This is a genomic window from Pseudomonas indica NBRC 103045, from assembly GCF_002091635.1.
GTDB lineage: Bacteria > Pseudomonadota > Gammaproteobacteria > Pseudomonadales > Pseudomonadaceae > Pseudomonas_M > Pseudomonas_M indica.
Window position 1 is genome coordinate 113,352 of sequence record NZ_BDAC01000014.1, and the last position, 15,455, is coordinate 128,806.

Below are 15,455 nucleotides of genomic sequence, written 5' to 3' on the forward strand. Positions count from 1 at the left end.
GGCGGCGTGCAAGCGCATGTCCTGACCTGCCGTTCGCTTTTTGTGTTTCTGTGATCAGCCTGCGGTTCGATAGCCGCAGCCTGAAGCGAGTTTCGATATGGCAAAAGAATTCAGCCGTACCCAGCGCATCGGCGACCAGATGCAGCGCGAATTGGCGCTTCTGGTCCAGCGCGAAATCAAGGACCCACGTCTCGGCCTGGTGACCATCACCGCCGTGGACGTCAGTCGCGATTTGTCCCATGCCAAGGTGTTCATCACGGTGATGGGCAAGGACAGCCCTGAGCAGATCGCCCAGAACCTCGAGATTCTTAGCGAGGCCGCCGGCTTTCTGCGCATGCAGTTGGGCAAGGCCATGAAGGTGCGCAGCGTTCCGCAGCTGCACTTCCATTACGACGCCAGCATCCGTCGTGGTGCCGAGTTGTCGGCGTTGATCGAGCGGGCTGTCGCCGAAGACCGCAAGCATCAGGGTGGCGACGAGGAGTAAGGCGTGGCTCAGGTAAAACGTATTCGCCGCAACGTCAGCGGTATCCTGGTCCTGGACAAGCCGCGCGGCCTGACCTCTAACGCCGCGCTGCAAAAGGTGCGCTGGTTGTTGAACGCTGAGAAGGCCGGTCACACCGGCAGTCTCGATCCTTTGGCTACAGGGGTATTGCCGCTCTGCTTCGGCGAGGCGACCAAGTTTTCCCAGTACCTGCTGGATGCCGACAAGGGTTACGAAACCTTGATGCAGCTCGGCGTGATTACTTCCACTGGCGATGCGGAGGGCGAAGTGCTCGAGCGTCGCGAGGTGACCGTCGGTCGCCCCGAGCTGGAGGCGCTGCTGCCCCGATTCCGTGGTGAAATCAAGCAGATACCGCCGATGTACTCTGCCCTCAAGCGCGACGGTCAACCGCTCTACAAGTTGGCTCGTGCCGGCGAGGTAGTGGAGCGCGAGGCGCGTTCTGTTACTATTACGCGCTTGGAATTGCTGGCCTGTGAGAATTCGCAGGCGCGGTTGTCGGTGGCCTGCAGCAAGGGAACCTACATCCGCACACTGGTCGAAGACCTTGGCCAGTTGCTCGGTTGCGGTGCCCATGTCGCCGAGCTGCGACGCACCCAGGCCGGGCCTTTCGACTTGGCCCAGGCGGTAAGTCTGGAAGCGCTGGAACAGGCCCACGCCGAAGGCGGCGCCGAGGCGCTGGATCGTTTCCTCCTGCCGGAGGACAGCGGTCTGCAACATTGGCCGCTGCTGCAGCTTTCCGAGCACAGCGCCTATTACTGGCTGCACGGACAGCCGGTACGAGCCCCGGAAGCGCCGAAGTTCGGCATGGTACGGGTTCAGGATCACACAGGTCGCTTCATCGGTATCGGTGAAGTGAGCGATGACGGGCGTATCGCGCCGCGTCGACTGATTCGGTCGGAATGACCGGGACGGAGCGTCGATCGCCTTGGCATCGGCGCTTCGGTACGAGGGTGGCTGTCAACAGGCACGGTCATGCCTCTTTTTTAAACACGGGATTCGTCCCGGCCTGTTCACTCAAGGAGCCCCATCATGGCACTGAGCGTTGAAGAGAAAGCCCAGATCGTTAACGAGTACAAGCAAGCTGAAGGCGACACCGGTTCCCCGGAAGTGCAGGTTGCCCTGCTGACCGCCAATATCAACAAGCTGCAGGATCACTTCAAGGCCAACGGCAAGGACCACCATTCCCGCCGTGGTCTGATCCGCATGGTTAACCAGCGTCGCAAGCTGCTGGACTACCTGAAGGGTAAGGACACCACTCGTTACAGCGCCCTGATCGGTCGCCTGGGTCTGCGTCGCTAAGCGATGCTTGCTCGAAGCTGAATGCAAAGCTGGAAGCGGGATTAGTGCCCGCTTCCAGCTTTTGCTATCCGGCTCGTGCGTTTGGGCAGGCTGCGGGTCCGACTCCCGGGACTGTCCCCGAATTCGTGAAGAACAGATTTCCCCCAAAGGCAACAGAGAAGGAAAACACCGTGAACCCGGTAACCAAGAAATTCCAGTTCGGTCAGTCGACCGTCACCCTCGAGACGGGGCGCATTGCCCGTCAGGCCAGCGGCGCCGTACTGGTCACCATCGATGACGACATCACCGTGCTGGTGACCGTCGTGGCCGCCAAGGCCGCGGACCCGGGCAAGGGCTTCTTCCCGCTGTCCGTCCACTACCAGGAAAAAACCTACGCGGCCGGCAAGATTCCCGGCGGCTTCTTCAAGCGTGAAGGCCGTCCCTCCGAGAAGGAAACCCTCACTTCCCGCCTGATCGACCGTCCGATCCGCCCGCTTTTCCCGGAAGGCTTCATGAACGAAGTGCAGGTCATCTGCACCGTGGTTTCCACCAGCAAGAAGACCGATCCGGACATCGCTTCGATGATCGGTACCTCTGCGGCCCTGGCCATCTCCGGTATTCCGTTCAACGGCCCGGTCGGCGCTGCCCGCGTGGCCTTCCATGAAAGCACCGGCTACCTGCTGAACCCGACCTACGAGCAACTGAAGGCGTCCCGCCTGGACATGGTCGTGGCCGGTACCGAAGAAGCCGTGCTGATGGTCGAGTCCGAGGCTCAGGAGCTGACCGAAGACCAGATGCTCGGCGCCGTGCTGTTCGCCCACCAGGAATTCCAGGCCGTGATCCAGGCGGTCAAGGAATTCGCTGCCGAAGCCGGCAAGCCGGCCTGGGACTGGCAGCCGCCGGTGGAAAACACCGCGCTGCTCAATGCCATCCGTGCCGAGTTCGGCGAGGCCATTTCCGAAGCCTACACCATTACCCTGAAGCAGCAGCGTTACGGTCGTCTGGACGAGCTGCGCGAGCAGGTCATTGCCCGCTTTGCCGGCGAGGAAGAAGGTCAGCCGTCGGTCGGTGAGGTCAAGGAGGCTTTCGGCCTGCTGGAATACCGCACCGTTCGCGAAAACATCGTCAACGGCAAGCCGCGTATCGACGGTCGCGACAACCGTACCGTGCGTCCGCTGAAGATCGAAGTCGGCGTGCTGCCGAAGACCCATGGTTCGGCGCTGTTCACCCGCGGCGAAACCCAGGCCTTGGTTGTGGCTACCCTCGGCACCGCCCGTGACGCGCAACTGCTCGACACCCTGGAAGGCGAGCGCAAGGACGCCTTCATGCTGCACTACAACTTCCCGCCGTTCTCGGTGGGCGAGTGCGGTCGCATGGGCAGCGCCGGCCGTCGCGAGATCGGCCACGGCCGCCTGGCCCGTCGTGGCGTACAGGCCATGCTGCCGAAGGACGACGAATTCCCCTACACCATCCGCGTGGTATCGGAAATCACCGAGTCCAACGGTTCCAGCTCCATGGCTTCGGTCTGTGGCGCTTCCCTGGCCCTGATGGACGCCGGTGTGCCGATGAAAGCGCCGGTGGCCGGTATCGCCATGGGTCTGGTCAAGGAAGGCGACAAGTTTGCCGTACTGACCGACATCCTCGGCGATGAAGATCACTTGGGCGACATGGACTTCAAGGTGGCCGGTACCGCGAATGGCGTGACCGCGCTGCAGATGGACATCAAGATCCAGGGCATCACCGAAGAGATCATGGAAGTCGCCCTGGGCCAGGCCCTGGAAGCGCGCCTGAACATCCTCGGCCAGATGAACCAGGTCATTGGCCAGTCGCGCAGCGAGCTGTCGGCCAATGCACCGACCATGCTGGCGATGAAGATCGACCAGGACAAGATCCGCGACGTGATCGGCAAGGGCGGGGCAACCATTCGCGCCATCTGCGAAGAGACCAAGGCTTCGATCGACATCGAAGACGACGGTTCGATCAAGATCTTCGGCGAAACCAAGGAAGCGGCCGAAGCTGCAAAGCAGCGCGTGCTCAGCATCACTGCCGAAGCCGAGATCGGCAAGATCTACGTCGGCAAGGTCGAGCGCATCGTCGACTTCGGAGCCTTCGTCAACATCCTGCCCGGCAAGGACGGCCTGGTGCACATTTCGCAGATCAGCGATCAGCGCATCGACAAGGTCACCGACGTGCTGCAAGAAGGCCAGGAGGTCAAGGTCCTGGTACTGGATGTGGACAACCGCGGTCGCATCAAGCTGTCGATGAAGGACGTCGCAGCGGCTGAAGCATCGGGCGTCTAACGCGTCCGAGTTCACAGCGAAGAAAAGAGGGCCCTTGCAGGCCCTCTTTTTTTGCCTGGAGAATAGGCGGTCGCAGCTCTCGGAGCGTGCGGCGGTACGTCGGTCCCGGCCGGCCAGCTAGATTCAAGGCTTGAAAGGAAAAGCACCGGCCATGGAAAAGACCCACTGCCATTACCATTCGGCACAACCCGCGACTTGGCATTGCGTGCCTTGCCAGCGTCATTACGGCGACTGTTGCATCCCGCTGAACGAAGACGCGCCGGAAGAAACGCCGGCCTGTCCATTGTGCCGTGACCCGCTGAGCTTTCTCGGTGCGGCCAACACTGCCCAGCCGTTCTGGGAGCGTATCCCGAGTTTCTTTGCGTATGGCTGTCAGCCCAGCCCGCTGGCTTTCAGTGCGATCCTGGCCCTGGCAAGCCTGTTCATGCCGAGCATCATTCTGCTCTGGATCGCCTTGTTCAGTGTCGCGACCAAGTACTTCCACAGTGTGATCGAGGCCAGCAGCCAGGCGGAGAAGACCGCCCCGCACCTGCTGTCGGCGTTCACCGGCGAAGGCTTTTCATTATTCTTCAAGCAACTGGCAGTGTTCTTCATCGCCATGGCGGCGCTCTGGCTGGCCGCCGACTTCAACAGCGAAGCGCTGTTCTGGGTGGTGAACATCGGCATTCTGCTGGTCATGCCAGCCAGCATCATTCGTCTGGCGCTGGACAAGACGCTGAGCGCGGCCCTCAGCCCGGATGAGGTGGGGCAGGTGATCAAGGCCATGGGTTGGCGCTACCTCATTCTCTGCGCCTTCTTATTCATTCTCTGGCAATCGCCGACCTGGGTGACCTACATGCTCTCCCATGGCTTGCCCAAGGTTGTGCTGGTACCTGTCGCCGCCTTTCTGTTCGGTTATTTCGGCGTGGTGATGTGCGCGATGATGGGTTATGCGGTCTTCCAGTACCAGGGGCCGCTGGGTTACGTGATCGCGGATGAGGACGGACAGGCGGCCTTTCCGGCCCCGGAGTACCAGCGCCGCCGTGCCCTGGCCGAAGCCGAGATCAGGGTCAAGGAAGGGCAGAGTCCGCAGGCATTGGAAACCCTCGCCCAAGCCTTACAGCGGACCCCGGACGATCTCAAGTTGAACGAGCGCTACCACCAGTTGCTGTTCGGCCTCAATGCACGGGAGCGCTGTCTGCATCACTTGGCGCATTACCTGCCGCAGGCTGCACGGATGAGCCCGGCGCTGGCCGCAACCGCTTTGCTCAACGCGCGCCAGTTGAAGCCGGATTATCTGCCGGATGATGCGCTGGTCTGCGAGAAGGTGGCCGGCGCGCTTCTGGAGCGGCACAAGACGCGCGAAGGCCTGAGCCTGTTGCGCAACCTGCACCAGCGCTTCCCTGACTATCCGCACATTCCCAGGGCCTATCTCCTGGCTGCTCGTGGCTTTGCCGAAGGGCTCGGGCAAGTCGAGCCGGCGCAGAAGCTGCTCGCGTTCGTCCGCATGCGTTACCCGGACTCGCCGTTGGGAGCAGACATCGCCGCCCTGGAGGCGACTTTGTCGCGTCTAGCCGCCAAGGTGTGATCTCTGCATTTCTTGCAATTTGCACGTGTGCCAGGGACCCAACATGCAATCTGCATGGAATCACTTTCGCTTGTCTTGCGTAACTTATTGATTTTAATGGATTAAATTATAGCACATAGTTGGCATGTGCCTTGCGAAATACTCCTTGAGACTGCAGCGGAGGACGGCTGCAGATTCCCAAAAGAGAACAGGAGTAGATCGTTATGAAACAGCCTTTCAACAAATTGGCCTTCGCCACTGTTGCTGCTACTGCCCTGAGCCTGTCGCTGAGTCATGTCGCGTTTGCGCAGTCGGACGAATCGCCTCGCGCTCAGCCGGCCGTGTTGGCCGCCAACGAGACCATCGAAAAGGCCGAAGATGCGGTCTCCGATACCTGGATTACCAGCAAAGTGAAGTCTGCGTTCATCGCCGACAGCAGCTTGAGCGGTATGGATATCAAGGTTGAAACCAAGCAGGGCGTCGTTTCCCTGTCCGGCGTGGTCGGCAGCGATGCCGAGCGCGATCTGGCCATCGAGAAGGCCAAGAGCATCAAGGGCGTCGTCGATGTCGCCGCCGATGGCCTGAAGACCGCCGATTGACCGGAGTCCCGGCAGGGCCAACTGCCGCAGGACGAGGAGGAACCATGAACGCCGATGTCATTCAAGGCAAATGGAAACAATTGACGGGCCGCATCAAGGAGCGATGGGGCAATCTCACCGACGATGATCTGGATGTCGCTGAAGGACACAGCGATTATCTGGTCGGCAAACTGCAGGAACGCTACGGCTGGAGCAAGGAGCGCGCTCAGGACGAGTTGCGCGACTTCAGTAGCCGCCTGTAGGCGCTTTCCAGTAGGGCGGACCAGGTTGCGGTCGCTGTTTCATGGCCGGTGTCCTCAACCGGTCCGTTCTACGTCTTCCGATAGGAAAGCAGGCGAAGCCCCGGCCCCGCAGGTCGGGGCTTCGTCGTTCAACGGGCCAGATGCTGCTGGTAGAGGGTGATTTGGCGGGTCTGTTCGGCTTCGGGATAGACGCTTCGGAGAAACTGGCCCAGCTCGGCGATGCCGCGCAGGTCTTTGCGCTGGCCCAGCAGCTTGGCCAATTGCAGCGTCAGCAGTGGGAGCTGGCTCGGATGGCGGGAATGCTGGCACAGCCGGCGCCAGGCGGCGAGGGCACGGGGGCCATCGGCGCCCCGTAGCAATCCCTGAAGGAGATGAAGCTGCACGCCAGGATGTCGTAGCAGGCGCTGTTCCGGTACCTGGCTGTCGTCGCCCAGACGCTGCAACAAGGGAAGGCCAGTGCCGGGCGGCAAGGCGAAAACCTGCTTGAGTAGGGCGGTCATGAGGGCCGCGTCCTGCCGACTCTTGGCAACCGGATAGAGTCTCTCCAACAGCTCTTGCCGACCCGGATAGCGGCTCAGCAGATCGAGACCGCGAGAGGCGGCCTGCTCCAGAGCGAAACGGCCGATCGCCTGATCCAGTGCGGCGAGTTCCCGCTTGAAGGGCGCGTCGGGGTCTTCCTTGTGCAGATAGGCTTCGTCGACCTTCAGTCGGCCGACCAGACGCGGCAGCCAGATCGACAGGAAGCCAGCTCCCAGGCCGCCGAGGTGTGCGTAGTAGTTGACGTTGTCGTCGGCCAGCAGCAGGCCGTACAGCTCCTTGCCCATCCAGACCGGCAGAATCCACAGCGCCGGTGCGCGGAAGTAGCCGAACATCGGCCCGAGCCAGTAGAAGAAGTTGATCCGGCGCAGGCCATAGACGCCGAGGTACATGCCCATCAACCCGGAGATCGCCCCCGAGGCGCCGACTCCGGTGACCCACACCGGGTCCATGACCCACCAGAGCAGATGCGAGGCGACGCCGCTGAGCAGGTAAAGGCCGAGGTAGAGCCAGCGGCCCAGGGCGATTTCCAGGGCGAAACCAAAGATGAACAGGAAGATCATGTTACCCAGCAGGTGATCGAAGCTGCCGTGCAGGAACATGGCGCCGAACAAGCCCTGGACGCTGAACTTCGCCGGGATGAAGCCGAAGCGCATGCTGCTGACTTTGTCGCGTTCGGCTTCGACTTTCCGGCGTGCGGCCTGCCAGTCGGTATCGGCTTGGTAGGCCGGCTCGTGATGCAGGCGGTTTTCGAACTGCAGGTCACTGAGGATCAGGCCGGCGAGGTCACTCCGACGCATGGCGGCGAGGGCGCGCTGCTCGTCCGCTTCCAGTTTGCGACGGGAGCCGAAGTCGTCGAGAAAAAGGGTCCGCTCGCGATTGAGCAGACCAGCGTCGAGATACGCCTCGATGGCTGTTTCCCAGCGCTGCTCGTCACCGCCCTGGTAGCCGAAATAGATCAGCACGTTGAGCAGGATCAGCAGCAGGGTCATGACTGGCGGTTTCTTCCAGTCGAGCGGGTGTTCTGCGGGGAGGATGAGCACGGGACGTCCTTGTGCGGTCGATCAGTTGCCGCGCTTGCTGTCGATCTTCACCAGCCGGTTGGCCTCGAAGCGCAGGTAGTGGTACATGCCATTGCGCGGGCCATAGACCCATTCTTCGACCGGCACCTCCTGTCGGTAGCCGTAGTCGTCGAGTTTTTCGCGATAGCCGAGGAAGGCCGTACTGGCCGGTTCGCCGCATTTGCTACGGACTTCACTGGTGGTGTCGTCAAGGCTGATCAGGTTGCTATCGCAGCGCAGCGTGGAGGAGGCATGGGCGCTGCCTGCCAACAGGAGCAGGGCGAGAAGGCAAAAGCGGATGTTCACGAAAGCGTCCCTGGCGGTGCATGACGGGCGCCAGCCTACACCGGCGCCGTCGCACTGTCAGCGGCTGCGCCGGGTTTCGATGCGGATCAGGCGGTTTCCTTCGAAGGTCAGGATGTACAGCATGCCGTTGTTCGGGCCGTAGGCCCATTCTTCCATCTTGAACTCGCGGCGATCGTATTCGCCCAGCGTATAGCCGACCAGATCGCGATGCGCCGGCTCGCCGCACTTTTGCTGTACTTCGAAAGCCCGGTCGCCGAGGCTGACCAGTTTGCTGCCGCAGCGCATGGTCTCGGCTTGGGCGGGGGCGGCGACCAGCACCAGCAGGCAGAGGAAGAAAGCGCGTTGCATCATGTCATTCACTGTCCAGGTGTAGAGGGGTGGAAACCCGTCCGTCAGTTTCCGCTTCGCCGGTGCTCACGTCGAGCAGGTAGATGCGTTCGTCCTCCAGCCCACCCTGGTCCACCAGGTATTCCTTGATATGAGAGGCCCGGGCCTGAGCCAACTGCCGCAACAGCAACTGGCTCTGGCTCCAGGAGGCGAGGACGCCATCGCGCAACCGGCGCGCACGTTCTTCGCTGTCCAGCTCAGCCCATTCGGCTGGGGGCTGCTGTTTCAGGCGGGCACGGTAGATGCCCTCCAGCAACGGGCCCTTTTCATCTTCCGGAACGACCAACTGGTCGGCATCGGCGGGCACCTTGTCGCCGCGCCGCTGGAGAACTTTGTAATAGGTGCTGCGGTATTCCCGCTCCAGACGCTGTTCAGCCAGGTGTGGCCCATCGCTGGCTATAGCGCTCAAGCCTTCGACTTCCAGGCGCAACGCCGGCCGCTTTTTCAAGGCATCGGCCAAGGTGTCCAGCGTCTTGCGAGCTTCGTCGTCCAGTGCCGGGCTGCCGGCGGCGAAGCTGACCTGGCTGAGGTCTGCGTCGCTGCCGCCGACCAGCCCGGCGACGAACTTGAACGGTGCCTGGGCCGCTCGCAGCACCAGATTGCGCAGGGTCTGCCAGACGATCGGCATGACCCGGAACTGAGGATTGTTGAGGTCGCCCTTGACCGGCAGGGCAATATCGATCTTGCCTTCGGTGTCTTTCAGCAGCGCAACGGCGAGGCGCACCGGCAGGTCCACTGCGTCGGGGCTGTCGACCCGCTCACCGAGCTGCAGTTGCTCCAGCACCACGCGGTTTTCGGCGTTCAGTTGGCCTTTCTCGATGCGGTAATGCAGGTCCAGGTTGAGGCGGCCCTTGCGGATGCGGTAGCCGGCGAACTTGCCGGAATAGGGCGTCAAGGTAGTCAGTTCGACCCGCTTGAAGCTGGTCTGGATGTCCAGCTTCTCCAGCGGATCGAACGGCGTCAGGCTGCCCTGGATGCTCACCGGGGCGTAGCGATCCACCCGGCCCTTCACCTCGACCTTCGCGGGCAGCGACTGGCGGTTGTCGAGGGTGCCGATGCGGCCGTTGAGCTGCTGGATCGCCGTGGCAAAACTCGGGGTCAGGCTGAAGTCGGCGAAGTTGGCCGAACCGTCGGCAATGACGATCTCACCGATGCGAATGCCCAGGGGCTTTGCCGGCGATGGCTGAGTCGCCACCGCGTTCGCCGGGGCCGGGCTGTCCGGCTGCGGGATCAGCAGCTCCTTGACGTTAGTGCTGAGGTCTTCGTTGATGATGAAACGCGCATAGGGCTGGGCCAGGTCCACCTTGGCGATGGTGAGCTGGTCACCGTGGCGATAGTCCAGCCCTTCGAGGGACAGTTGGCGCCATTTGAGGAAGTCGCGTTCTTTCACCGTGTCCAGGGTGTGCAACTGGTGAACTTCGGCCCGTCCGGTGACGCTGAAGGCCAGCGGTTCGGTGCTTTTCAGGTCGACGTTCAGGTCGCTGCCGAGCAGGCCGCTGCGCAGTTCCAGGCGAACGAATGGTGCCAGGTAGGCCTGGGCGATACGCAGGTCGATATCACGGGTGGAAACCTTGAGCTGGGCGCTCACCGGGCTCAATCGGACGTTGCCTTCCGCCTGGAGCTGGCCCTGGCGACCGAGGCCGGTATCCAGCTTGAGGGCGAACGGCGATTGCCCGAGGCTATCGAAATCGCGCACATCGACGTTGAGCGGGCCGAGGTCGAGCGTGACCTCGTCCTTGGGCACCCGGTCGGCCAAATGAGCGCGGTAGTTGCGTAACTGGGCATCGCGCAGCAGCACCTGCCAGGGCTTGCCGGGTTCATTGGCTGGCGTGCCGTTGGCCTCGGCGGGAGCGGTCTTTCCGGGGCGGTCGGCAAACAGCTTCTGCCAGTCCAATTGTCCATCGGCTTCGCGGGCGGCCCAGGTTTCCAGGCCCTGGCTGCGGACCTGGCCGATCACCACCTGCTGCTTCGCCAGATCCACCGAGGTCTGGGCCACGTCCAGGCGCTCCAGGCGCAGCAGTGGACGGTCGTCCGCCGTCTTGATGGCGAAGGGGGCCAGGGCTAGCTGGAGGTTATCCAACCGCGCCTGGGTGGTTTTGGCGAGGTTCACCCGGTAGTCCGTGCTCAGGCTGAGCGTGCCCTTTTCCAGCGCAAGGGGAACGGCATCCTGCACGTAGGGCCAGAAACCCTTCATGTCGAGATCGGTCACCTTGAGCGCGCCGCTGGAGGCCAGCGGAACGAGGCTGATCTGACCCTTCCAGTCGATCCGCCCACCGCGCGGACCGGTAGCGACCAAGGTCATGTCGGCGTTGTCGTCGGGCAGCGTGCTGAGGTTATGCAGCTCGAAATCCAGCGAATCGTAGAGGAATTCGATGGGCTCGCTCGGGCGCAGGTCCTGGAAATGCAGGCGCCCGCGTGCCAGTTGGATGCGGCCGACCCGCAACGGGAAGGGTTCCGACGCCGGTTCTTCGGCCTTGGGTTCGGTGCCGGCGGGCAAGACGAACAGTTGCATCAGGTTCAGGCGGCCGTCCTTGGCGAACAGGACATCGGCGCTCAGGCTGTCCAGTTCGATGTCCGCCAGGTGCAGGGCGCCGCTCCAGAGGCTGTCTGCCTGCAAATTCAGGTACAGGCGCTGGAATGCCAGGGGTTCGCTGCCGGCTTCGCCGATGCGCAGGCCCCAGAGGGTCAACTCCAGGCTGAATGGATTGAACTCCAGACGCTCCAGCCGGCTGGGTACGCTGGCGTACTGGGCCAATTGCTGGTTGATCAGGTGCAGCGCCACCCCGGGCAGGATCAGAAAGCCGATCAGGCTGTACAGCAGGACGGCGATCACCAGTCCGCCGAGGGTGCGTTTCAATCCTTTGGTCATAAGCGACGTCAACCATCCGCCGAAAAAGTGCTTGGAGTATGGCACGGACGTCAGGTTCCTTTGTGTGACGACCTCCCTTTCGCGTCGCGCTCAGAAGCGCAGAACCAAGGTCTTCAAGGGCGGCTTGCCATCCTGCGAGGGGAAGTCGGCGGCGGGCGCCAGCACCTCCCATTCCCGGGCCGTGCGACCCTGCTTGGCGGCACAGCGCAGCACCTGGTCGCGCCACTCGGCCAGCGGGACTTTCGCCAGGTTGTTGCAGCAGACCAGCACACCGTCGTCGGCGGTCGCGAGCAGCGCCGGTTTCAGCAGGCTCTGGTAGTCGCGCAGCAGATCGACGGTGCCGAAGGCACTTTTCGCCCAGGCTGGCGGATCGAGGAAGACCAGATCGAAGCGACGCTCATCCAGATGCGGATAGCTGGGCAGGCGCTGGCCATGGCGGCGGGAAATCGGCAACCCGGCCAACTGGCGGATCGCCGGGAAGTAGTCGGACTGGATGAAGCGCATCGGCGCCAGGTCCGGGTTGAGCGCGGCATTTTCCCGGCCGACCGCCAGGTTGCCCTCGGCGAAGTCCAGGTTCCAGACCTCGCGCGCACCGCCTGCCGCGGCGCAGAGACCGACGCCGCAGGTATAGGCGAACAGGTTGAGCACCGAGCGGCCTGCGCTGTTCGCCTTGACCCAGCCGCGTGCGTTGCGCAGATCGAGGAAGAGCAGCGGGTCCTGTCCGGCGTGCCGCCCGCGCACCCGATAATTCAGGCCCCACTCATGGCCGACGAGGTCGTCCAGGGCCTCGGCGTCCGCTCGATGGCTGGTGGCGCTGCGGTCGATCCGTGAGTTGCCGCCGGAGCGGTCGTTGTAGACCAGCAACAGCTTGTCGCCGAGGAATTCAGCGACGATGGCCTCCAGTTCGGGCAGCCGGGCCTGATCGAGCGGTTGATGGAAACTCTGCACCAGCAACTGCGGGCCGTAGCGGTCGAGGGTGAGGCCGGGCTCGCCCTCCTGGCTGCCATGGAACAGGCGGTAGCAGTCGGTGCCCTGGGCGTGCAGATCGGTCAGCAGGTCGCGGCGGGCGGCGAGGGCGGCGCGAAGCGCCTGATTCAAGGAGGGCATGCGCTTCGCCTCGGAAAAAGGGGGCGTGCAGTCTAACAGGGGAACGGCGCCCGGTTCGGCACCTGCGCTCAGGGCAGTGGGGCGAAAGGCGAGCCGCCGTCGACGGTCTGCAGTTCGATCAGGTAGTTGCGGAAAATCTGGCCAAGCACCTGACTGGCGATATCCAGCTCGTTGCGGCGCATCTGCGCGGCTACCCGGTCGGCCACGTCCATGGCTTCATCGGAACCGTTCACCGCGGCCATCTTCAGCACGATGTACGCCTGCACATTGTTGGCCGGCACACCTTCGCCGCGGAAGAACATGTTGCCGAGACGCAACTGTGCGTCGGCGTGCCCCTTGAGCGAGGCCTGTTCGAACCAGTTCAGCGCCTGGTCGAGGTCCCGTGGTGTCTGCTTGCCTTCGTAGAAGAACAGGCCGAGTTCGTACTGCGCCTGGCTATCGCCGCTCCTGGCCAGGTCCTGGCAGGCGGCGAGGGCTTCCGGCAGGTCTTCGGGCAGCGTGTTCAGGGCGCAGCGACCACTTGCCGGGATCAGCAGGGAATTGCCGCCCGCCGATGCGAGCGGTGACAAAAGAAGCAACAGGCAGCCCAGTGTCAGGGTGCGGCCGGTGCGGTTCATGGGGATCGAAGCGCCTCAGGGTCAGGGCGGGCGATGGGCCCGGCCGGCGAAACGCGCCAGCCGTCACATTATGAAATAAGGCGATGCTTCCTTACAAAGCCTTTACCGGCCTTTTTGCCGCATCGGCACCGGGAAGCGACGACAGCAACCAAGCCAGCAGCGGATAGGCGACCGCAAGCAACAGGTGGAACAGGTCGACGCGGCGCAGCGGGCCGAGGACGCCCGACGTGCCGACCGCCAGCCCGGCCAGGAGGAACAGGCCGCTGACCAAGGCTCCGGCGAGCACGGGGGCACGGCGCGGCCACTGGATCGCGCCGGTATAGAGGATTAGCAGCAGGCTGGCCAGATTGAGCAGGAGACGATAGTCCTCCAGCAGATTCATTCGCCGCGCCAGCTCGAAGAACACACACAGGCCGAGAACCAGGCGACCCCAGGCCGGACGGCTCCACGCCCAGCCACGGCCGAGGCTCAGCGCGGCGGCCCCCAGCAGCGGCAGGCCGAGGAAGGCGCTGGCCTGGCTGAGCAGGACGTGCGCTTCGCGCCAGTCCGCAGTCAGCCCGTAACGGACCGCGCCGCTGAGAGCCGCCGCCGCGGGCAACAGAAGACCGAGCAGGGCACAGAACAGCGCCGGCTGGTCGGTCTCGGCGAAGCGCGAGCGGGCCTTGCGGAGCCAGACTACCGCGCCCAGGCAGGCCAGGGCGAGCAGGGCATCGGACAAGGCCGTGCTGTATTGCATGGGCATGCCGTCAGCGAATGGTGCTGGCCGGCGGTGCTTTCTTCAGTTCGGCGAAGGCACGTTCGGCGGCATCCAGGGTGATCTTCAACTCGGTATCGCCGTGGGCGATCGAGGTGAAGCCGGCTTCGAAGGCGCTTGGCGCCAGGTACACGCCGCCTTCCAGCATCAGATGGAAGAAACGCTTGAAGCGCTCCACGTCGCTGCCCATCACGTCGGCGAAGGTGATGATGTCGTCCGCGCCGCTGAAATACAGACCGAACATGCCGCCGGCCTGGGTGGTGACGAAGGGGATGCCGGCCGCATCGGCGCGGTCCTGCAGGCCCTGGAGCATGCGGCTGGTGTAGGCGGTCAGCTCGGCATGGAAGCCGGGACGGCTGATCAGGCGCAGGGTGGTCAGGCCGGCGGCCATGGCCAGCGGGTTGCCCGACAGCGTGCCGGCCTGGTAGACCGGGCCGAGGGGGGCGATGAACGACATGATCTCGCGCTTGCCGCCGAAGCAGCCCACTGGCATCCCGCCGCCGATGATCTTGCCGAAGGTACTGAGGTCCGGAGTGACGCCATAGTGGGCCTGGGCACCGCCGAGGGCGACGCGGAAGCCGGTCATCACTTCGTCGAAGATCAGCACCACGCCGTGCTGGTCGCACAGGCTGCGCAACCCTTCGAGGAAGCCGGCAGCCGGCGGGACGCAGTTCATGTTGCCCGCCACCGGCTCGACGATGATGCACGCGACTTCACCGCTGACCTTGGCCAGGGTCTCGGCGACCGCGTCGAGGTCGTTGAACGGCAGGGTCAGGGTGTGCTGGGCGAAGGCAGCCGGCACGCCAGGGGAGCTGGGTACGCCCAGGGTCAGGGCACCGGAGCCGGCCTTCACCAGCAGGCTGTCGGAGTGGCCGTGGTAACAGCCTTCGAACTTGATGATGCTGTCGCGGCCGGTATAGCCACGGGCCAGACGGATGGCACTCATGGTGGCTTCGGTGCCGGAGCTGACCATGCGCACCATTTCCATCGACGGCACCAGCGAGCAGACCAATTCGGCCATCTCGGTTTCCAGCGCGGTGGGGGCACCGTAGGACAGACCGTGCTCGAGCTGGCGGCGTACCGCGTCGAGCACCTCGGGATGGCTGTGGCCGAGGATCATCGGGCCCCAGGAACCGACGTAGTCGACGTAGCGCTTGTCATCCTCGTCGGTGACGTAGGCGCCGGCGGCATGCTTGAAGAACAGCGGTGTGCCGCCCACGCTCTTGAACGCGCGAACCGGCGAGTTGACGCCGCCGGGGATATGCTTCTGGGCATCGGCGAAAAGGGTTTCGGAACGGGACATGCGGGCCTCTCGAAAGAAGGGGTGGAGGCGCTGGCGCGGCTCCACCG

Annotated in this window: 15 protein-coding genes; 7 read left to right on the forward strand and 8 right to left on the reverse strand. The window is 63.6% G+C overall.

What is annotated here, in order from left to right; genetic code table 11:
* Positions 1-97: 97 nt before the first annotated feature.
* From rbfA to PIN01S_RS17340, 7 genes are all read left to right on the forward strand, one after another.
* Positions 98-484 carry a 30S ribosome-binding factor RbfA gene (gene rbfA, locus PIN01S_RS17310; RefSeq protein WP_084337232.1) on the forward strand — a complete coding sequence of 129 codons (387 nt, stop codon included), beginning with the start codon at positions 98-100 and terminating at the stop codon, positions 482-484.
* A gap of 3 nt (positions 485-487) precedes the next feature.
* Positions 488-1,405 carry a tRNA pseudouridine(55) synthase TruB gene (gene truB / locus PIN01S_RS17315; RefSeq protein ID WP_084337234.1) on the forward strand — a complete coding sequence of 306 codons (918 nt, stop codon included), beginning with the start codon at positions 488-490 and terminating at the stop codon, positions 1,403-1,405.
* Between the two features lie 126 nt (positions 1,406-1,531).
* A complete protein-coding gene (rpsO, locus tag PIN01S_RS17320) occupies positions 1,532-1,801 on the forward strand; it encodes a 30S ribosomal protein S15 (RefSeq protein WP_011914369.1) in 270 nt (89 codons plus the stop codon).
* A gap of 170 nt (positions 1,802-1,971) precedes the next feature.
* Complete coding sequence (gene pnp, locus PIN01S_RS17325) at positions 1,972-4,080, forward strand: polyribonucleotide nucleotidyltransferase (protein WP_084337236.1); 2,109 nt, start codon at positions 1,972-1,974, stop codon at positions 4,078-4,080.
* Between the two features lie 151 nt (positions 4,081-4,231).
* The gene (locus tag PIN01S_RS17330; RefSeq protein WP_084337238.1) at positions 4,232-5,647 is read left to right on the forward strand and encodes a DUF4013 domain-containing protein; all 1,416 of its coding nucleotides are present in this window, start codon (positions 4,232-4,234) and stop codon (positions 5,645-5,647) included.
* A gap of 203 nt (positions 5,648-5,850) precedes the next feature.
* The gene (locus PIN01S_RS17335) at positions 5,851-6,225 is read left to right on the forward strand and encodes a BON domain-containing protein (protein ID WP_084337240.1); all 375 of its coding nucleotides are present in this window, start codon (positions 5,851-5,853) and stop codon (positions 6,223-6,225) included.
* A gap of 44 nt (positions 6,226-6,269) precedes the next feature.
* The gene (locus tag PIN01S_RS17340; protein ID WP_084337242.1) at positions 6,270-6,467 is read left to right on the forward strand and encodes a CsbD family protein; all 198 of its coding nucleotides are present in this window, start codon (positions 6,270-6,272) and stop codon (positions 6,465-6,467) included.
* Between the two features lie 128 nt (positions 6,468-6,595).
* On the opposite strand, the gene PIN01S_RS17345 is transcribed toward PIN01S_RS17340, so the two are convergent.
* From PIN01S_RS17345 to hemL, 8 genes are all read right to left on the reverse strand, one after another.
* Positions 6,596-8,047, reverse strand: coding sequence for a rhomboid family intramembrane serine protease (locus PIN01S_RS17345; RefSeq protein WP_084337244.1), 1,452 nt, complete (start codon positions 8,045-8,047; stop codon positions 6,596-6,598).
* A gap of 21 nt (positions 8,048-8,068) precedes the next feature.
* Positions 8,069-8,371, reverse strand: coding sequence for a DUF2845 domain-containing protein (locus tag PIN01S_RS17350; protein WP_084337246.1), 303 nt, complete (start codon positions 8,369-8,371; stop codon positions 8,069-8,071).
* Positions 8,372-8,428: 57 nt separating this feature from the next.
* Positions 8,429-8,722 (reverse strand): DUF2845 domain-containing protein, encoded by a 294-nt coding sequence (locus tag PIN01S_RS17355; protein WP_084337248.1) that lies wholly within the window; start codon positions 8,720-8,722, stop codon positions 8,429-8,431.
* 1 nt (position 8,723) lies between these two features.
* The gene (locus PIN01S_RS17360) at positions 8,724-11,627 is read right to left on the reverse strand and encodes a DUF748 domain-containing protein (protein WP_084337250.1); all 2,904 of its coding nucleotides are present in this window, start codon (positions 11,625-11,627) and stop codon (positions 8,724-8,726) included.
* A 90-nt stretch (positions 11,628-11,717) separates the two neighbouring features.
* Complete coding sequence (locus tag PIN01S_RS17365; RefSeq protein ID WP_084337252.1) at positions 11,718-12,734, reverse strand: class I SAM-dependent rRNA methyltransferase; 1,017 nt, start codon at positions 12,732-12,734, stop codon at positions 11,718-11,720.
* Between the two features lie 68 nt (positions 12,735-12,802).
* Positions 12,803-13,351 carry a tetratricopeptide repeat protein gene (locus tag PIN01S_RS17370; RefSeq protein ID WP_084337254.1) on the reverse strand — a complete coding sequence of 183 codons (549 nt, stop codon included), beginning with the start codon at positions 13,349-13,351 and terminating at the stop codon, positions 12,803-12,805.
* 91 nt (positions 13,352-13,442) lie between these two features.
* Positions 13,443-14,087, reverse strand: a complete 645-nt coding sequence (locus PIN01S_RS17375; protein ID WP_084337349.1) for a DUF6962 family protein — start codon at positions 14,085-14,087, stop codon at positions 13,443-13,445.
* Between the two features lie 10 nt (positions 14,088-14,097).
* Positions 14,098-15,408, reverse strand: coding sequence for a glutamate-1-semialdehyde 2,1-aminomutase (hemL, locus tag PIN01S_RS17380; RefSeq protein WP_084337256.1), 1,311 nt, complete (start codon positions 15,406-15,408; stop codon positions 14,098-14,100).
* Positions 15,409-15,455: the final 47 nt, after the last annotated feature.